An 18,407-nucleotide genomic window follows, 5' to 3' on the forward strand; every position below is an offset into this window, starting at 1 on the left:
ATCAGTCAGCCCTATCGAAAGAAGAAGAATGGGACGAAGAACGGCGGCGCGCGACAGTCGAGGTGTGTGGTGCACCGCTGCTGAGAGCAATCAGCACGGCCTGCACACAATGGCCCATCAGACCGAACAGGTCGCCAGCGCCAACCTGGCGGTTGGCGGTCTTCAACACGCGATCCAGACAAGCGTCGTCATCATGTGCGGTCTGGGCGTTAAGCATGTCACGCAAGGATTCTTCAAAAGGATCGCGCATGGTTACCTCCCTACAGTCCGATCTAGACGGCATATCGCTATGGCGGGTCACATTTGTCGCGCATCCCGCCGCAACCCCATACGGACTTTCGGAATTCCTGCCGCGCCAACGTCGAACAGCCGGTGAGGATGCATTCAGCCTGATGCTCTGTCTTGCTTGGGAAGAAGATGGGAGCACTTACTTTCTTCTTCCCAGAAACGCTGAAGGCCCCGGAAACGGGGCCTTCACGTTGCGATATGGCGGAGGAGGTGTCCGCCAAACTATCGTCCACTGAAGTACACGACGGTGTGGCGATCCCTATGCCAGATGGGGTCTCCAGCGTATTATTCGTTCCTTTACATCCATAAAGGTCCACCAGAATCCAGCACCAAAGTGTGGACCAAAGTGTGGACTCAGGAAATAGGGTCATGGGTAAGCTAACCGCAAAAACTACAGAAAAACTCATTCGTGCTGGTGTCCCCGGTCTCACCGGTGACGGCGACGGCCTTTACCTGAAAATCAATTCAGGGGGAGCGGGAGCCAGCTGGGTGTTCCGATACAAGGTCCAGGGAAAAAGCCGTTATATGGGGCTGGGAAAATATCCCGAGACGAGCCTAAGCGAGGCTCGAGAAAAAGCCCTCGAACCGCGAAAATTATCCAAATCGGGCGTGGATCCGCTTGAAGCTCGGGACAAAAGTCGGGAAGCGAAGCGCCAGTTGCAGCAAGCGGAGCTCGCTAAGGCAACTCCGTTTAAAGACGTTGCCGGCTCTTACATTGAGGCCCACCGAAGCGGCTGGAAGAATGCCAAGCATGCTCAACAGTGGGAAAACACACTCGCTACCTATGCCGAGCCGATCATCGGGCACCTACCGGCTGCGGATGTCACCACATCGCATATCTTAAAAATTCTTCAGCCTATATGGACGCATAAACCTGAGACAGCCAGTCGCCTTCGCAACCGCATCGAGCTGGTTTTAGATGCTGCTAAGGCACGTGGCCTACGTGAAGGTGAGAACCCAGCGCGATGGCGCGGGCATTTGGACAAATTACTTCCTAAGCGATCAAAAGTACGCGCTACCTCGCACCACAACGCGCTGCCTTGGCCTGAGCTTCCTGTTTTTTTCGGTGAGCTGACGAAGCATGACGAGCTAACGCATAAGGCCATACGGCTTACCATCCTGACGGCTTGCCGTACGTCTGAAGTACTAGGCGCAATGTGGACTGAGATTGACCTTGACGCGAGTAGCTGGGTAATTCCTGCATCACGGATGAAAGGCGGTAAGGCGCACAGAATCCCCCTGTCCGAGGCTGCGAAGGAAACGCTACGCAGTTTGCCGAAAATTGCAGGCAACGCACACCTTTTCCCTGGCGCTCGCACCGGCAAACATCTGTCGAACATGGCGATGTTAATGGGGCTGCGGCGGATGGGACGCGGTGATCTCACCATGCATGGCTTCCGCAGTACCTTCCGCGACTGGGCTGCAGAGCAGACCAACTATCCGCGAGAAGTGTGCGAGATGGCACTAGCTCACAGCACGGCAGGAAATGTCGAGGCGGCTTACTGGCGGGGGGATATTTTGGAGAAACGGCGAGCCCTGATGACTGACTGGGCGCTGTATGCGACAGGGCGACTAGGTTAACGCCAGGAGACCCGCTGCGGTGATTCGGCTTGCTGACCAGATATGTAAAGAGTCATGACAGCAAGCTGCAAAGCTTCGCTATCCCCTTTACCGTAACCGCGCCAAAGGCGGAGCACAGCTGTACGTCACGCGTAAAATGCCAGACAAAACCTGCTGCCTTTGTTTACCTGTTTATGCGAACAATATCGACCTGTCGCAAATGACGACATATGTTCAAGTTGTCGGCCGTACTCACGGCAAGTGAACAGAGGGAATTGGCGATGGATGCGATGAGCATAGCGTGGGTGGTGATGGGCGGTTCGTTTGGCTTGGTACTAGTACTGACAATCGGGCTCTGGTTGCAATGGCTGCATACACAGCAATACCAGGCGGAGCTCAGTGTGCTGCGCGGCCTCGTACAGAGCCTCGGCGAAATCATCCGGCGGTTGGAGAGCGAGAAGGCTGAACTGGCCGCTGGCCTGAGGGCTGAGAAGGGACAAGTAGAGCATTTGAAGGGACAGCTCTTCCGAGCAAGTCGGTAAGGATCCGAGCTGCTCCCAATTGAGAAAGCTAACGCAGCAACCTTCGCTATCCGGGGCCGAATTACTCACGCTCTAAATGTCGAGCATCAGAACTGACCGCTTCCATGATCGAAACCAGCTCTTCCAGCAAATCGGCATGATGATGATGCAGGTATCCTGAGATCGCTTCGTTTCTAAGCATTCGAAGGAGGTATCCTTTAGCGACCACTAGCACCAGCATAGTTTCACCCAATGTATCCTCCACTTGCTTGTAGTCGTGCTGAAGGTTCTCCATCTCGCGTTCCATGCGGGCAATGTCGAGGGCATTGTCGTCGCCGCTAGGCTTTTTCTTTCTCTCGGTGAGCATTTCCGGTCGCGTCGCCGCCAGGACCATCTGGGCATAGCTCAGCGTGAAGCAATTAGCTGACATCATCATTTCGACGGTTTCGATCTGCCGCATCGGTTTCATTTTTCGCAGGACTCGAAAGACATCCTGGGCAACCATCTTGACCTTGAGCATCTCAGCGACCTCAGGTGCAATGCCGTCCAACAAGCTGCGCCGGTGATGGATTCGATCAACATTGACGCCAAGCACCCGTGCAATCCGTGCAGGGTCAATTCCTTTATTTAGTGCAGCAAGAATCATCTTGTGCTCTTGTATCGGGGTTAATCGATTGATTTGACGGTTGTAGGTGAAGCCTTCGTCATCCGTGGATATCAGGCATAGAGCGTCTACCCCACCTAGCTCCTTCAGGGCCTCCAACCGAAGATGTCCATCGAGCAGGATGTAGGAAGCGACACCTTGATCCACGGCCGGTTGGGGATGCACTGCCAACGGCTCGACCACCCCGAGCTCTCGAATTGAGCTGAGAATGGATGCGTATTTCTTGCTGCCTTGGATGCCCTTGTCCACTTGGCGTGTCGGTAGGATGCGATCCAAAGGGATCGCAACGACCTGTTTTTCAAATGCCTGCTTTACCTGTCCCATCATGTCGCCTCGCCGTTGATACGGTCCGCTAGAGGCCGCGGCATATCTTGAATATCTTGATTGCGTAGCAGCGCGGCGAAATAGTCGTCGGCCAGCAGCTTTCTCACTGCAGTAACGATGATCAGCAAGCGCTGCTCGCTGATGTCTGCTTTTTTGATCATCACCTTCTGGCGTCGAACTTCGGCCTGGTAGGTATTGAGCAATTTCTGGGGAGTGGTGGGACGATCGGAATGGGCTCGTTGCCCATAGCGTTTGCCGATCGCGTTGCGCCTGTCGATCAGCCGTCGCACCTTAATTAGCTGCTCGCCCTTGAGCACACCGGTTTCGTAAGCCTCGATCATGGCTTGCTGGATTTCACCGTCGTCAGATCGGGCGATTTCCGTGGCGATTTTCATTGGTAGCCAGCCTTTTTCAACCGCCGAAATCAAACGCTCCTCCCCCTGCCGTAGTAAAAGCAGAATGCAATTGATGTAGGTCGGGTCTAGGCTCGTTTTGCTCGCGATCTCTTTAACGGAATAGCCCCGTTCCGAAAGAATCTGGATAGACATGAGCAGGTCACGATTGGAGTGTTTTCTGCGAGCGAGATTTTCCACGAGACTAATCAGAAATCGATCCGCCTCGCTGGCACTGACAACGATGCAGGGAATGCTCGCTTCTCCAAGCGCTTGAAACGCCTCGAAACGTCCCTGGCCGCAGACAACCTCGAAACGTTCGCCGCCGCCGTCGGTGGTGCAGGTCACTGTGATCGGCCGTTTGAGCCCTATCGTTGCGATGTTTTCTACTAGTTTGGCAAATACCTGCTTGTTGCGTACCCGAGGATTGAGCACCCTGATCCGATCAAGTGGGATGAGCCTGATGGTTGAGGCATCTGAAATATGAAGCGCAGCCTTTTTCGCCGACATGGAGGTCGTCATGCTGTCCTCCTGTACGCACTGCGGCGTGACAGTTGCGAAATGACTTCCAGTGAATCGAAGCGATAGATTTCAACGTCGGCCTGGTTGTTGTCGGCCACGCGTAGCTGGGACGCGGTCATGTCGACGGTTGGAAGCACGTAGTAATCGAGGGCGCGCTCTTCGCCCTCGCACATGCGCACTGCAACCGTTAGGTCCGGATTCAAACCCAGATCGAAGCGAATCTTCCAACGTCTGGCACCTGCAGCCGTAAACTGGCACCTGCACAGAACCACCGAGAGCCTTATCTCTTGATTGATAGACAGCATCCCGGTGTCATCTTCGATATCGACCCGTCCACCTACGGCTCTGATCTGATTGATCGTTTGTTGAAGGAGCCCCGGATGCAACAGGCGCAGCCGACGATTTGCCTCTAAATACTGATAGTCCCGACCAGGCGTATAGCCAATCAGCGAATAGCACCGCAGCAGACTGCCAAATCGATACTGGTAGGCACTGCTCGACGGGCAGCCCTCTGCTTCATCAATAACCAGCCCTGATAAACATCCACAGCGCTCATGGATGGTCCTGAGCAAGCGAAGCATCTCCTCGTCCGGCATACGGTACGAGCGTGCGTCAATGATTGCTCTGGCGGCTTTGAAAAGAAGTTCGCTCACAATTGGCCGATAGGCCCCATCTGCCCTCACCCAGTGCTCTGGCCCGTTTCGCCTCCGTGCCTGCTTCAGCTTAAAAGACGTTCGGTTCCATACATTGTTGCCAATGTACTTCTCGTTGATTAGAACTTGGTGGACGGCACCACGGGACCAGGGCCGGGATAGATCGGTCAGGATGCCGCGAGCGTTCAACCAGTGCGCGATCTCACGCTCGCTTCTGCCCTCGTCTACGAATAGCCTGTAAATACGTTGAACGAGCTCGACCTCTTCACTGGGACCGGGCACGAGCACCACTCTGTCAGTCTGAATGCTCTTGTGCTCGCCAACGCCCAGTTCGTACTTCGGCAACCCCGACGCGTCTAGCAACTGGCGGCGCAGGCCATACCCTGCGGCACCACCTTGCCGATACCCCATTTCGATCAATCGGGACTGCCCCGCAAAGACTTTGACGGACAGCTCCCGGCTGTACTCGCCCGCCATCATTCGCTTAACGCTTTTGATGATGTTGGAGACGGGTGAGCCGTCGTTAGTGAACTGCTCAGCACAATACTGAACAGAAACCCCCATCTGCCGACAGCGTACTTCGTAGCTTGCGCTTATATCTGGATCCTGAAATCGTCCCCACCGACTAACGTCATAGACCAAGATGGTCGAATAGTTAGCGTGGCCGCTTTCGACATCTTGAAACAGTTGCTTGAGCGCATCTCGCCCTTCAAGCAGAAGACCACTCTTCCCCGCATCGGTATACACCTGCACGATTTCAAGGGAATGGGCTGCTGCGTATAGCCGGATGGTGTCGAGCTGATTTTCCGTCGAGTACTGCTGATGCTCAGTGGACATTCGGACATATGCCGCTGCCAGCGAAGAGCTGGAAGAGGTATGTGCATAGTTTCCGACATTCGTTTGCATCGGCAGTTAGCCCTCAGCAGGGCCATCGTTTCGGCAGAGGTTTACCGCGAGGCCATTTCAAGATTTGGAAAAGATAGAAGATGGAGACCCGAAAAATGATGACGAAAACGGGCAATTCTTTTCTCAGTCACGAGCAGTACGCGGAGGATTTAGCCAAGGCGCTGCGTTTGGAGCTGGGAACAACTCACCAGGCGGCGAAAACATTAATGCGTTGGACGAACGCTAACGAAAGGACTGTAAAAAACTGGATGGCGGGCTCCAGCGGGCCTAGAGGCGAACATCTCATTGCCTTGATCAAAAATTCTGACGTGACGCTAGCTGCAATAATGGCCATGGCGGACAGGCCGTTTGCCGGAACGGTCCTTGAGCTCCCGTTGCTACGGAAAAGACTTCAGGCAGCAGTCGAAGGAATCGACGCCTTTCTCTATCTGGGCGGTGTGCAGATAACGTGACACGGACGCCTTTGGCCAAAGCAATGGATAACGCTCAGAATCGCTCGAATGGGTCACGTTTCAAGCTAACCGATGTTTACCGTTAGCTCCTTACTAGCTACCGTGCCGCACTTGGACAACAAGGAGGTTCTCCAATGATCACGAAGCGCCAATCCCTAAGCGCTCGCGTAGAACTCGAGCGCGCATTCAAACCCCTCTCATGCAGTTTTCGGCACGACCAGTTCAGTGTCCGGCTCCACGTATATGAGCGGGAAACAGGTCAGACCCACCTCATCGTTTCAGGCATACCCATTTCACAGGTCGCAACCAGCCAAGGTATCGCTAAGCTGGTATATGAATTGCGCGACGAGCTTGAGGGTTTCGCTCTCAGACGCGCCTAGGTCGGGACGACTATTTTCGATGAAAGCCTAACAGAGCTGCGATGTGGCATCTCGGCCTTGCTGCCAGCACTGCGCGCGGTAAAAGGCTTCCCTACCTCTCCGCTTATTTACACTGCACCAGCCAAAGCTGATCGATGCGCGTCGTAAAGCTTTGACTCATCATGTCCCGCCGCATGCCCCAATCGGGCTCGGTGGGTACGCGACCCGGCCTTAGCGTATTGCGCCCCCACTTCGCATTGATAGCATCGAGCACGCCCATGACCCGCTCAGAAGCGGCGGGCTGGGTTTCGGCAAAGAGATCATCGGTGTACTCGCCGCGCTGTCGAAGATCCATCAGCAGCACCTCGGCCTTGCTGAACGAAAAGCCCTCACGATATACGTGCTCCAGGCCAGCGATGGCCGCACGGGTGATGTATCTGGTGTCGTCCGTTGGATAGGGCAGCTCACAGACCACTCCCTTAGCAAACTTGGGTTCATCTGGATTGAACATCCCGGTGCGGATACTCACCCGCACGCGTTTGCACATGGACTGTTGAGCCCGTAGTTTCTCAGCGGCTTGAGCGGTATACGCTGCTACTGCCTCCCGGATCGGCTCCAGGTCAAGGAGGCGCTTGCCGAACATCCTTGAGCAGCAAATCTCCTGCTTTGGCGGTGCCGCTTCTTCCAAATCGAGGCACGGCGTACCACGGAGTTCACGTGCGGTTTTCTCTACCACGACGCTAAACTGCTTGCGCAACGTCCAGGCGTCCGCGCAGGCAAGATCCCAAGCAGTGCGGATCCCGATGCTATTTAAGTGCTCGGTCATACGCCGGCCGATGCCCCAAACGTCGCTCACATCCGTTACGCGCAAAACCTTGTCGCGCCGCACTGGATCAAGCAGGTCCACTACCCCGCCGGTTTGCTTTTGCCAGCGCTTCGCCGAATGGTTCGCCAGCTTCGCCAGCGTCTTTGTACCAGCGATACCTACCCCGACCGGAATGCCTGTGCATGCGAGGACCTGCGCGCGAATGCGCCTGCCGAGCGTTTCCACATCAGGCACGCCAGTCAGATCGGCGAAGGCTTCGTCGATCGAATAGACCTCGACAGCCGGGACCAGCCCCTCGATAACCGTCATCACCCGTTCGCTTATATCGCCATACAGTGCGTAGTTGCTGGAGAAGACCACCACACCCCATCTCTCCAGGTTGCGGCGAATCTGGAAATACGGAGCGCCCATTTTGATGCCCAGTGCTTTGGCCTCGGCTGAGCGAGCGATCACGCAGCCGTCGTTATTCGAGAGCACTACGATCGGGGTGCGTCGCAGATCCGGTCGGAAAACTCGTTCACAGCTGGCATAGAACGAATTGCAATCAACCAGGGCAATCACCCGCTCAGTATTTGCCATGGATTCTGATGCTGTAAGGCACCACCCCCCAGACATAGAGCTCCTCGCTTTCTAGCAGATAGCGCGGTGGATATTTTGGGTTGGCCGAGCGCAAGATGACCTGACCGCCGTCTCGATCAAAGATCTTAACCAGGGGCTCATTGTTAAGCGCCGCGATGATGACCTCGCCTTTCTCAGCATCGCGCCCTCGTTCGACGACCAGTATGTCTCGGTCGAAAATACCGACGTGGATCATGCTGTCGCCACCCGCACGCGCCAGGTAGGTATGAGGCGCTCGGATGTTCATCAACTCATCGAGCGAAATACTGTCCTCCAAATGATCCTGCGCCGGGCTGGGAAACCCGGCTGGCACGACGAAACTGAAGAACGGCAGTGCAATTGTGGAGGGAGTGGTAGGTCCCAAGATATAAACGGGCATGGCGAAGACCTGGATGCTGTATGTACGTACAGTATGCCGCGCACCATGACGGGGTCAATCGAAGTAGACGTGTGGAGGCAGTATGTGTGGACGATTCGCTCAGTACAGAGAAGCGTATGAGTACTTGGACAAGCTCGGCATACAGCTGCCCCTGCTTTCAGGGTTAGACCCTGAGCCGATCAACCGCTACAACGTACCGCCACAATCAAAGGTCCAGCTGCTGCATCAGGACGAGGACGGGCTTCGCATGGAGCCGGTCACGTGGGGGTATGCCCCGTTCTGGGCGCAGGGAAAAAGGCCTTCAGCGATCAACGCCAGGGTAGAGACGGCAGCCACATCGAAGTTCTTCCGAGACGTCTGGAAGACTGGCAGAGCAATCGTGCCGGCGGATGGCTGGTATGAATGGAAGAAGCACGAGGTCAATCCGAAGCTCAAGCAGCCCTATCTGATCCAGCTCAAGACGGGCGAACCGTGCTTCTTCGCAGCGATTGGCCAGTTCCAGCGCCACGGTATGCTTGAGCCGAAGGACGACGATGGGTTCGTGATCATCACCTCCTCCAGCGACGCTGGGATGCTGGACATTCACGACCGCAGGCCGCTTGTGCTCTCGCCTGAGTGTGCCGCCCGCTGGATGGAGCCGGAACTGCCGCCAGATGAAGCCGAAGAGATCGCCATCAAGCATGGTCTATCGGTCGATGAATTTGACTGGTATCCCGTGTCGGCTGCGGTCGGCAATGTGCGAAACGAGGGCGACCACCTTATAAAGCGGATCAGCGATCCGGTGCTGTAGCTGATGAGACGTGGGTCCCTGTTCGGCGAGTGGTCGGCCTGATAACCTCCCGCGCCTCTACTCGCTCGGACCCCATCATGCTGCGACTCCTACTTGCCGCCTTGCTCGTCACCGCCTTTCCCGCTGCAGCCGAAACGATTGATTGTCGTGTTGTCGGGATTAGTGACGGTGACACGTTCACCTGCCTTACCTCAGCGAAACAGCAAGTGAAAGTACGAATGGCCGAAATCGATACGCCGGAAAAGGCGCAGCCATACGGAACCCGAGCTCGCCAGGCATTATCCGACTACATCTTCGCCAAGGACGTGACGCTGACTGTCCAGGATCGCGACCGTTACGGCCGGACGGTTGCGCGGGTCAAGGTCGGCAGCACTGACGTGAACGCCGAGATGGTCCGCACTGGCTCCGCCTGGGTGTACCGCGACTATCTGAAGGACCGGTCTCTGCTAGACCTCGAAACCACGGCCAAACACTTCAAGCGCGGCATCTGGTCCTTGCCCAAATCTGACCAGCAGGCCCCCTGGGATTGGCGGAAAGAGCGCCGGAACGGTGGGTCGGCACAGCAGGTCACTGCTCGCGCAGCAACCCAAGCTGCCGGCGCTTTCACCTGTAGCGTAATCAAGTCATGCAAAATGATGAGTGGGTGCGCAGAGGCACGCTATCAGCTGCTGCAGTGTGGCAACCCTCGCATCGATGGGGATGGAGACGGCACGCCATGCGAGGCCATTTGCCGGTAAACCTCAGCGCGCTGCGCAGCTGATCGCAGCTTCAAGATGAAATTTGTTGCTTGCGATTAGCGTTGGCAGGATATAAAGCCCCGCCGAAGCGGGGCTCGATTGAACGTGTTTACAACCTATGATCCCAGATCGCGCGCTTTACACAGCGGTCCATCAGCCATCCAGGCTCGGTGCGCATCCTACGCCACTGCGAACCAGCAACATGCGGCTGCGGCCACTCTTGGATTCTAAGCTGCGCCTCGCAAGCCCTTAGATCCGATAGCGCTTCGGTCTGATCTCGGCGAAGCAGCCTAAAAATGCCCCCGCCGTGGCCGTGATCCATTAAGCAGTAGCCGTGGTTGCGTATGGATCCGCTTGCCGGAGCTGATTGTGTCCACTGAATTGATAGAGATCATTTTGTCCTTTGCGCAGAGGCCAAGAGGGCTACCTCGCAGTACGCTGAGCTTCAGCTTGGCCAGCGATGCCCTTCGGTAAACACCAGTTGCGATGCCAGCGCATCTCTGCTTTGATGCGCGCCCATAAACCACGGTGGTTCAAGCATAAAACTAACCCACCGTAGTCCCCATCACCAAAACCACCGTGGTGCAACATCAGCAATGAGTAGAGAAGACCCCCAATTCAAGTTGCGTTTGCCAACGAGCCTCAAAACGCGCGTCGAGGAAGCAGCTGTCCTGAATCGGCGCTCTATCAATGCCGAAATTCTTGCTCGCCTAGAGCAATCGTTCTCGCCTGCAGACGTACCGGTAGCCTCATCCGCTCCACTGACGCCCGCTGAAGAGTGCCGCATAATCGATAGCCAGGTGGCGAGAATCCTGCGCGATAAGATATTACGGGCAGTAGACGAAGCCATTGCTGAAGCAACGCTGATAACGGAAGAACCCGTGTCGAAAGAAGCTTACGAGTCTGATGGCAAGAGCAATTCGCACGAACCGAGCCGCAAGACCATCGCCACAATGAAAGTCGGCAGCAGGTCGATTGAGGTCGAAGTTCGAAAGAAAAAGCACTTTGTAAAGCGCAGCACCTGACAGCAGCCTTTAACAAATCGTGCCTGCGACGGTGACCGAAACCATTCGTTTTGCATAAACCTCCTGAGAGCGTCTCGCCGACAGGTGCAAATGCATGGCAGGAACTCTACGGGATGCCTTCGGCCAATTCCGCCGACACCGTCTCCTAGTCAGGGTAGCTTGTGTAGTGGTCTACTGATCCCGGACACCGATTTAGGCGAAAATCTCGCCGTTAGAGAGGTGTCTGATGAGCAAGCAACGACGTACGTTTTCCGCCGAGTTCAAGCGAGAGGCTGCTGCCCTGATTTTGGATCAGGGCTACAGCCATATCGAGGCCTGCCGTTCGCTGGGCGTGGTGGATTCGGCCTTGCGCCGATGGGTAAAACAGCTGCAAGAGGAGCGCCAGGGCGTTACCCCGAAGAGCAAGGCGTTGACACCCGAGCAGCAGAAGATTCAGGAGCTAGAAGCCCGGATCAACCGGCTGGAGCGGGAGAAAGCGATATTAAAAAAGGCTACCGCTCTCTTGATGTCGGACGAACTCGATCGTACGTGCTGATAGACCAGTTGAGTGAGCAGGAGCCGGTAGAAGTGGTCTGTTCAGCTTTCGATGTGCCGCGGTCGTGCTACTACACCCATCGGCTTCGACGTTGCCGTGTCGATGCTCGTCGCGTTGCGCTACGTAGCCGGGTCAACGAGTTGTTTAGCCAAAGTCGGGACTCGGCTGGCAGCCGAAGCATTCTGGGCATGTTGCGCGAAGACGGCGTGACGATTGGCCGTTTCCGTGTGCGTCGGTTGATGCGTGAGCTGGGCCTCGTCAGCAAGCAGCCGGGCTCGCACGCTTACAAACAGGCCACAACTGAGCGCCCGGATATCCCGAATCGGTTAAACCGCGAGTTCGCAGTCCAGCGCCCGAACCAGGTGTGGTGCGGCGACATTACCTACGTCTGGGCACAAGGTCGCTGGCATTACCTGGCCGCAGTGCTGGACCTGTACACACGACGGACGATTGGCTGGGCATTTTCCACGAAGCCGGATGCCGAGCTAGTGATTAAGGCTCTCGATATGGCTTACGAACAACGCGGCCAGCCACAACAGGTGCTATTTCATTCGGATCAGGGCAGCCAATACGCCAGCCGCCTCTTCCGGCAACGGCTATGGCGCTACCGCATTCAGCAGAGCATGAGCCGCCGAGGAAATTGCTGGGACAACTCGCCGATGGAGCGCCTTTTCCGCAGCCTGAAGTCGGAATGGATCCCCGCAACTGGATATCTGACAGCCTTGGAGGCTCAGCGAGACATCAGCCATTACCTGATGCACCGCTACAACTGGATCAGACCACATCAATTCAACGACGGGCTGCCGCCAGCGGTGGCCGAAGAAAAACTTAACCCACTGTCCGGGATGGGTTGACCACTACACGCTGCTACTTTTCCATCCTTTTCGTATGCGGCGTTGATATCAAGAAGAGCAGCACACCATGCTTGCTGAGCTGTTAATGCTTCCTTCTCTGTTACTGCCTGATTTACAACGATGGGCTCGTTTGCGTTCGCAATATTTGAGGTAAGTGCGACTAATGCTGTTAATGCTACAAGTTTGACTTTCATAGTTGGGAGACCTCTGGGTTGAAAGAATTGGATTGTTGCGTGTTTGACTGTGCCTAACGTTCAAATTGAGGGGCTGGCCGCCACGAAACGTGAACGGAGCCCCGAAAGTTCAAGAAACCGCAGGCCGTAAAAGAACGCTTATCGGCCAGTCCCTCTCGAATGTAGGGTTAGGCCGGAGAATGGGCGCACAGGCGAAACAGCGACCAACCCCAGCGCCACTTTACACCGCGAAACGTGAAGCCGCCACGGACAAAAAACCACCGAAGCCGCCCCGCCTGGCCGTCACCGCCGCCCGGAAAAACAGCGGCGGTTACGAAAGGCAGGGCCAGGTTTCGCCATCTTCTGAGGATGTGATTTTATATCCGTTTCGCTCTAGCACTAGCAAGGCAGGAATGAGAGTATTTGCTGCAGCTGAAATCTTCATGTGTTTGCCTAACGCCGCAATCACCCGCTTGTCGGGTGCATTGCTTTGTTATGCGCTTTCTCTGCAAGTGCGTTGATCGCACATTCATCTAACCGGGCACGCCGTACCTCTTCGAATATCCGAGCGCCCGAGCGCTCGTAGAAGCTCCTTCCTCGATCATTGTCGGTAGCCACGATCCAGTCAATACGCCCGCAGCCAGTATTCTGAGCGAGGATACACAGCTCTGAGAGTAGAGCTTCGCCCACACCGCTTCCCCGGAACTGCGGATAGACAAACAGATCGTCTAGCCAGATGCCAGGCTTGGCAATGAACGTGGAATAGATACTGTAGTACGTCGCGATACCCACGGCCTCGCCTGACTTCATGGCCAAGAGCGCAAACGCCTTGGGTTGTTCGGAGAAGAAAGCTTCCTCAATGTCAGCTTCCGTAGATTGAAGCGAATTCAAACACCCATCGAATTCCGCTTTTCCTCGAACAAGGTCGAGTATCGCAGGAACGTCCGCTTTTTCTGCCTTCCTGATTTCAATAATAAGAGTACCCTCTCTATGGATGCGCATAACGCCGCCAACACGCGCAGCTTTGTAGTGAAGGCGAAGCCGCAACCGAAATGGTGTCGCTATGCTTGGATTGGTTAGTGGCAGACGCCCGTGACGTTGGCTCTTGCCCAAAGCAGGCTCCCATGAAGCGTTGGCCGCCTACATTCTCTGCGGAGTGGTTGCCTCTCTAGTTCAGGCAACCAGCAGGTGACGTCTAACCGCGTGCTGTGCATCAGTCTTTCATATTCTTCCACGCGAATACCGAGGCCAAAATAATGATACCGATGGCAGCACCAAAGTATAACGTAGCGATCGTAGCGCCAATCTCTACCGCCTGCTCAAGGAACAGAACCACCAGTATCACAACAGCCACTTGGCTTACTGTTATCTTCAAATCATGGAAGCTCTTAATGTCCGGAGGGTTTTGGGATTCTCTGTCATCATCAGACACCGGACGGATGAACAGACGATACAGGTTAACCGCCATGATCTGAAAAGTAATAGCGATCAGCAGGAGATCCAACAGCTTCAGGAGGCGAACCGCGAGGCTCTTGCCGTCGTCAGCAGAGACAGGTATATCACGTACTACATCCAGTGCGGTATTCCAGATTATGTTAACCGAGGCACCATACAAGAGCAAAGATGACACCGCACAGATAACGACTGCCACCCACACCATAAACCGACTACTTCTGAAAACTCTCTCGATCATAATTTCTCCGGGCCGCGTCACAACGTCAGTTACAGACTCACAATTTTCTCTTAGTCGGTTTCACCGGACCATCTACTATCTCGTTAATCAACCTCTAGATTGTGCTTTCTACGGCGTTAGCCGAACACTGGAGCTGTCGGATTACTGCTGGATTACTTCAAACGTTCGTGACCCTGACATGACCTGGAGAAAAGCCACTAACAGTGATTAGACCGAACGCTCGACTAATACGCAGCCTAACATTTCGCTAACAATGTTGACTTTTCTCTTGCGGATCAGTGTTTTATGCATCTTTCACTCCCTTCTGCTGCGACGTTATATCGAACGCGGTATAAGCCAGTTATAGCCGAATGCGGCATAAGCCCGCGCTTCACAGCATGTCGCCAAAGCTAGCAGGAATGAATGCTTGTGTGAGATAAGCAAGGCATCCATGCCGCCGAAGATGGGACTGCGCGTGAGCAGTTGTTTCCATAATGCTTTTTCTGCTGTTGATTGCCAAGAAATTAGTGGCCGCTTCTGGCCGGTTGCTGCCGGTCGCTACGTGCAAAGACACCCTCCGCTAAACTGGATTCGAAAGAATCTCAGTCCTACATCACTGCAATGACTTCAGTATCTAGGAGCCTCGCCTCATGTCATTGCAATGCCCTCACTGTCACTCTTCCAAAGTCGCTTCTTTTCATCACGCCATGAAGATTGCAGCTGCAGTAGGCGCCATCGGCGGTGCAGCTCGTGGCGTCAGTGCTGCTCTGGCTGGCGGTCAGGCTGGCGCAGCTATCGGCGCACTCGCCGGGCCTGTTGGCATCACTATCGGAGCCGCATCGGGAGCGATCCTCGGTGGTTTGGTTGGTGGGGTTGGCGGCTGTGCGTTAGGCGCTCAGCTAGGCGACAAGCTGGACCGTCACGTCTTGTCCAACAACCTCTGTCTCGCTTGCGCTAACCGCTTCAACCTTCCGGTCTGATCCGGCTCCGCTCGTCCCATCTCAACCCAACTTTTCCCGATCGGTGTGCTGCGCGTTGCGCAGCGCTTTATGCCGACTCGCACCCAAAGGAGACGCTCATATGGCACATCTCATCGAAACCATGGCCTACGCGGGCGCCACCCCGTGGCATGGCCTGGGTAATCGCTTATCTCAGAAACAACCCATCGAAGTCTGGCAGCGTGAAGCCGGTATGGACTGGGACATCCAGGAAAGCCCTGTCTATTTCAAGTCAGGTGCCGTCGGCCATCTTGGCGCGATCCATTCATTTCCCGAACAGAAGGTACTCTTCCGCTCCGATACCAAGGCACCGCTTTCCGTGGTTTCAAACCGGTACCACACGGTTCAGCCACGCGAGGTGCTGGAGTTCTATCGAGACCTCACCGAGGTTTCTGGCTATGAGCTTGAAACGGCTGGCGTGCTAAAGGGAGGTCGCAAATTTTGGGCACTTGCCCGTACAGGGCAGAACGCTGCGCTCAAGGGCAACGACCAGGTGAACGGTTACCTGCTGCTGGCCACGTCCTGTGACGGCACTCTTGCCACCACCGCGACGCCGACTACGGTGCGTGTGGTCTGCAATAACACACTGACCATCGCCTTGGACGGCACCACTCGAGCAATCAAGGTGCCGCACAACACCCGCTTCGATCCAAAAATGGTGAAGAAGCAGCTGGGCATCGCTGTCTCGCAATGGGACGACTTTATGTACCGCATGCGCCATCTGGCCGAACGTAAAGTCCAGTGGCATGAAGCGATGGGCTTTTTCATGAATGTCATGTGTGAGGTCAGCCCTAACAAACCCATGCCTGAAGCGCTTCCCAATGAACGAGCACTGCGCAAAGTCCAGGAGCTATATGAAGGGCGCGGGCGTGGAAGCCAGCTGGAGTCGTCTCGTGGCACCGCTTGGGGTCTGCTCAACGCCGTGACTGAATACGTCGACCACGAGCGTCGTGCCCGCAGCAACGAGTACCGCATGGACTCGGCCTGGTTCGGCCAGGGTGCTCAGATCAAACAGCGGGCGTTAGATACTGCCCTGCAACTGGTGGCCTAACCGCTCTTCCCTCTCCCTCTCCTTTTCCTATAACGCCCGGTCAGCCTCATAGCTGACCGGGCGTTTCTATGTCCGCAAGGTGACCGCTATGAAAGCGACTCCATTGAGCAACACGCGCAAAACAAGGCCGGCGCTGCGCCTGATCAGTACCAAGGAATTACCCCGCGAAGACTGGCTACAGATCCGCAAGCAGGGCATCGGCAGTTCGGACGCCGCGGCTGCGGTAGGCCTGAATCCCTACAAATCACAGCTGGAGCTGTGGATGGAGAAGACCGGGCGTGACACCACATTGCCCAAGGCAGATCCGCACGATGAAGAAAGTCCGATGTACTGGGGCAATGTGCTGGAGCCGGTCGTGGCCTGGCATTACAGCAAGCGCACCAAGAATAAGGTCCGCCGCGTCAATGCCGTGCTGCAGCACCCCGATCCTGAGTTGCCCTGGATGCTGGCCAATATCGACCGCGAGGTAATCGGTGCCGATGACGTGCAGATCCTCGAGTGCAAGACAGCCGGCATAAACGGGGCACGCCTCTGGAAAGATGGCGTGCCTGAGTATGTGCAGTTACAAGTGATGCACCAGCTCGCTGTCACCGGCAAGCAGGCGGCTGATGTAGCGGTGATGCTAGGCGGTCAGCATTTGGAGATCCACCGCATCGAACGGGACGAGCAGATGATTGCTCGCTTGATTGAACTGGAGCGCGCGTTTTGGGAGTACGTCGAGACCGACACGCCACCACCCGCCGATGGCTCGGCTTCGGCTGAAACGGCTTTGCGCTGCCTGTTCCCTCAGGACGACGGCCAAACCGTGGACTTCAGTCGCCATGCCGGGCTGACGGCAGCGTACATCGAGCTTAAAGCGCTGCGTCAGTTAATCGCTGATAAGGAGAAGCGCGAAGCCGAGCTCAAGCAAATGCTGCAGCAGGCCATCGGCGACGCCAGTCGCGCAGAGTTCAGCAACGGCTACATCACGTGGCGAAAAGCCAAGGACAGCGTTGGCTTCGACGTGGCTCGGTTGCTCAAGGAGCGGCCGCACCTGCAAGCCAGGTACTCGCTGACCAAGCCCGGAGCACGACGCTTCTTGGTCAGCTGATTTCTATTTCATTCAACCCCTTCCCTCCCCTTGGCCAGACCACGCCGTTCAAGCTGCGTGGCTGGCCTTTTTGTTTTCAGGAGTATCATCATGCTCAAAGGTCTGACTATCACCCCGCCGGTGCTCGGGCGGATTTCCATCGGCAAGGTCATCGAGAGGAACGGCAAGCGCCTGCCTGAAAAGGATGATCAATTCACCATTACCTCTCAGGTGCAGAGCCGAGACGGCTGGCTGGTGCACCCGCTTAACGATGAGCTGCGCCAAAGCAAGGACGACAAGCTGCGCAGCATCCCGGTACGTCTGCTGTTTAACGAACCGGAGCTGAATTTCCGCGCCGATTACTCCTTATTTGACCGACAGACTGGACGTCCGGTGTGCGTCGGTAACGGAGAGACCTGCAAGCGCGTCACCCAAGAAGGCATGCAGTCCCTGCCCTGCCCTTCACCGGATGCCTGTCAGCTGGCCAAGGGCGGCGCGTGCAAGCCCTATGGAAGGCTAAACGTTCTTGTCGGCGATGACGATCCTCTGGGCAGCTTCGTGTTCCGCACCACCGGCTTCAACAGCATTCGTACCCTCGCTGCTCGCCTGCACTACTTCCAGGCCATCTCGGGCAAACGCCTGGCCTGCCTGCCGCTGGAACTGCGGCTGCGTGGCAAGTCCACCCGGCAAAGCCATGGCACACCGATCTTCTACGTAGACCTGACGGTGCGGAGCGGAATCGACATGACCGAGGCGCTCCGAACCGCCAATGAGCTGGATGCACAGCGGCAGGCCACTGGCTTCGACCAGGCTGGGCTGGATGAAGCGGCGCGACGCGGCTTCAGCAACGGTGCCTTCGAGGACAGTGAGGAAGACGCCGGGGCCGTCGTTGAGGAATTCTTCCCTGTCGACAACAACGTAGAGCCAAGTCCAAAACCCGCACCACACTTAACGGGTAAACCCAGTTTGGCTGACAAGCTGGAAGCCCAATACCAGCCTCAATCACTGAATGCCTAACGCCGGCCAGACAACCCATGGA

The 18,407-nt window shown here is 55.9% G+C and carries 20 protein-coding genes; 12 read left to right on the forward strand and 8 right to left on the reverse strand.

Going from position 1 to position 18,407, the window contains the following annotated elements; translation table 11 throughout:
• Position 1: 1 nt before the first annotated feature.
• The gene (locus tag E0D86_RS19290) at positions 2 to 250 is read right to left on the reverse strand and encodes a CrfX protein (RefSeq protein ID WP_131651667.1); all 249 of its coding nucleotides are present in this window, start codon (positions 248 to 250) and stop codon (positions 2 to 4) included.
• Positions 251 to 657: 407 nt separating this feature from the next.
• Here E0D86_RS19290 and E0D86_RS19295 point away from each other — a divergent pair, with 407 nt between their 5' ends.
• A complete protein-coding gene (locus E0D86_RS19295) occupies positions 658 to 1,869 on the forward strand; it encodes a site-specific integrase (RefSeq protein WP_131651668.1) in 1,212 nt (403 codons plus the stop codon).
• Positions 1,870 to 2,078: 209 nt separating this feature from the next.
• Entirely contained in the window at positions 2,079 to 2,390 is a 312-nt protein-coding gene (locus E0D86_RS19300) for a hypothetical protein (protein ID WP_255964317.1), read from the forward strand.
• A gap of 61 nt (positions 2,391 to 2,451) precedes the next feature.
• Here E0D86_RS19300 and E0D86_RS19305 read toward each other — a convergent pair whose 3' ends face one another.
• Genes E0D86_RS19305 through E0D86_RS19315 form a run of 3 tightly spaced genes read right to left on the reverse strand, consistent with a single transcriptional unit; the run spans position 2,452 to position 5,830 of the window.
• Positions 2,452 to 3,357, reverse strand: coding sequence for a plasmid partitioning protein RepB C-terminal domain-containing protein (locus E0D86_RS19305; RefSeq protein ID WP_131651710.1), 906 nt, complete (start codon positions 3,355 to 3,357; stop codon positions 2,452 to 2,454).
• A complete protein-coding gene (locus E0D86_RS19310; RefSeq protein ID WP_131651711.1) occupies positions 3,357 to 4,259 on the reverse strand; it encodes a plasmid partitioning protein RepB C-terminal domain-containing protein in 903 nt (300 codons plus the stop codon). Before E0D86_RS19310 ends, E0D86_RS19305 begins: the two co-directional genes overlap by 1 nt.
• Before the next feature lie 8 nt (positions 4,260 to 4,267).
• Positions 4,268 to 5,830 (reverse strand): recombinase family protein, encoded by a 1,563-nt coding sequence (locus E0D86_RS19315; RefSeq protein ID WP_131651669.1) that lies wholly within the window; start codon positions 5,828 to 5,830, stop codon positions 4,268 to 4,270.
• A 95-nt stretch (positions 5,831 to 5,925) separates the two neighbouring features.
• Between E0D86_RS19315 and E0D86_RS19320 the strand changes: the two genes are divergently transcribed.
• Positions 5,926 to 6,282: a hypothetical protein gene (locus E0D86_RS19320; RefSeq protein ID WP_131651670.1), complete on the forward strand. Its 357-nt coding sequence runs from the start codon at positions 5,926 to 5,928 to the stop codon at positions 6,280 to 6,282.
• A gap of 134 nt (positions 6,283 to 6,416) precedes the next feature.
• Positions 6,417 to 6,662 carry a DUF1652 domain-containing protein gene (locus tag E0D86_RS22040; protein WP_131651671.1) on the forward strand — a complete coding sequence of 82 codons (246 nt, stop codon included), beginning with the start codon at positions 6,417 to 6,419 and terminating at the stop codon, positions 6,660 to 6,662.
• Positions 6,663 to 6,765: 103 nt separating this feature from the next.
• Here E0D86_RS22040 and umuC read toward each other — a convergent pair whose 3' ends face one another.
• Together umuC and E0D86_RS19335 are read right to left on the reverse strand one after the other, a co-directional pair.
• Positions 6,766 to 8,046, reverse strand: a complete 1,281-nt coding sequence (umuC, locus tag E0D86_RS19330; protein WP_131651672.1) for a translesion error-prone DNA polymerase V subunit UmuC — start codon at positions 8,044 to 8,046, stop codon at positions 6,766 to 6,768.
• Positions 8,033 to 8,464 carry a LexA family transcriptional regulator gene (locus E0D86_RS19335; protein ID WP_131651673.1) on the reverse strand — a complete coding sequence of 144 codons (432 nt, stop codon included), beginning with the start codon at positions 8,462 to 8,464 and terminating at the stop codon, positions 8,033 to 8,035. The genes umuC and E0D86_RS19335 overlap by 14 nt, the downstream gene beginning before the upstream one ends.
• Before the next feature lie 82 nt (positions 8,465 to 8,546).
• Between E0D86_RS19335 and E0D86_RS19340 the strand changes: the two genes are divergently transcribed.
• The 4 genes from E0D86_RS19340 (at position 8,547) to E0D86_RS19355 (ending at position 12,405) form a co-directional block, all read left to right on the forward strand.
• Positions 8,547 to 9,254, forward strand: coding sequence for an SOS response-associated peptidase family protein (locus E0D86_RS19340; RefSeq protein WP_131651674.1), 708 nt, complete (start codon positions 8,547 to 8,549; stop codon positions 9,252 to 9,254).
• A 218-nt stretch (positions 9,255 to 9,472) separates the two neighbouring features.
• Positions 9,473 to 9,991 carry a thermonuclease family protein gene (locus E0D86_RS19345; RefSeq protein ID WP_256681276.1) on the forward strand — a complete coding sequence of 173 codons (519 nt, stop codon included), beginning with the start codon at positions 9,473 to 9,475 and terminating at the stop codon, positions 9,989 to 9,991.
• 596 nt (positions 9,992 to 10,587) lie between these two features.
• Positions 10,588 to 11,016, forward strand: a complete 429-nt coding sequence (locus E0D86_RS21785; RefSeq protein WP_131651676.1) for an Arc family DNA-binding protein — start codon at positions 10,588 to 10,590, stop codon at positions 11,014 to 11,016.
• A 226-nt stretch (positions 11,017 to 11,242) separates the two neighbouring features.
• Positions 11,243 to 12,405 (forward strand): IS3 family transposase gene (locus tag E0D86_RS19355; RefSeq protein WP_131651678.1). Its coding sequence is split into 2 segments (ribosomal slippage): positions 11,243 to 11,498 and positions 11,498 to 12,405, totalling 1,164 coding nucleotides; the frame shifts between segments, so codons are not numbered across the junction.
• A gap of 638 nt (positions 12,406 to 13,043) precedes the next feature.
• Here the strand turns inward: E0D86_RS19355 and E0D86_RS19365 are convergent.
• A complete protein-coding gene (locus tag E0D86_RS19365) occupies positions 13,044 to 13,691 on the reverse strand; it encodes a GNAT family N-acetyltransferase (protein WP_015278138.1) in 648 nt (215 codons plus the stop codon).
• 100 nt (positions 13,692 to 13,791) lie between these two features.
• Entirely contained in the window at positions 13,792 to 14,271 is a 480-nt protein-coding gene (locus E0D86_RS19370; protein WP_131651679.1) for a YqhA family protein, read from the reverse strand.
• 686 nt (positions 14,272 to 14,957) lie between these two features.
• Here E0D86_RS19370 and E0D86_RS19375 point away from each other — a divergent pair.
• From E0D86_RS19375 to E0D86_RS19390, 4 genes are all read left to right on the forward strand, one after another.
• Positions 14,958 to 15,230, forward strand: a complete 273-nt coding sequence (locus E0D86_RS19375; protein ID WP_256681277.1) for a hypothetical protein — start codon at positions 14,958 to 14,960, stop codon at positions 15,228 to 15,230.
• A gap of 100 nt (positions 15,231 to 15,330) precedes the next feature.
• Positions 15,331 to 16,299 carry a DUF932 domain-containing protein gene (locus tag E0D86_RS19380; RefSeq protein WP_131651682.1) on the forward strand — a complete coding sequence of 323 codons (969 nt, stop codon included), beginning with the start codon at positions 15,331 to 15,333 and terminating at the stop codon, positions 16,297 to 16,299.
• Positions 16,300 to 16,387: 88 nt separating this feature from the next.
• Positions 16,388 to 17,389, forward strand: a complete 1,002-nt coding sequence (locus E0D86_RS19385) for a YqaJ viral recombinase family protein (protein ID WP_131651684.1) — start codon at positions 16,388 to 16,390, stop codon at positions 17,387 to 17,389.
• Positions 17,390 to 17,479: 90 nt separating this feature from the next.
• On the forward strand, positions 17,480 to 18,385 hold the full coding sequence (locus E0D86_RS19390) for a hydrolase or metal-binding protein (protein WP_131651685.1): 906 nt from the start codon (positions 17,480 to 17,482) through the stop codon (positions 18,383 to 18,385).
• Positions 18,386 to 18,407 lie beyond the last annotated feature (22 nt).

The sequence above is a fragment of the Pseudomonas sp. IC_126 genome, from assembly GCF_004331835.1.
GTDB lineage: Bacteria > Pseudomonadota > Gammaproteobacteria > Pseudomonadales > Pseudomonadaceae > Stutzerimonas.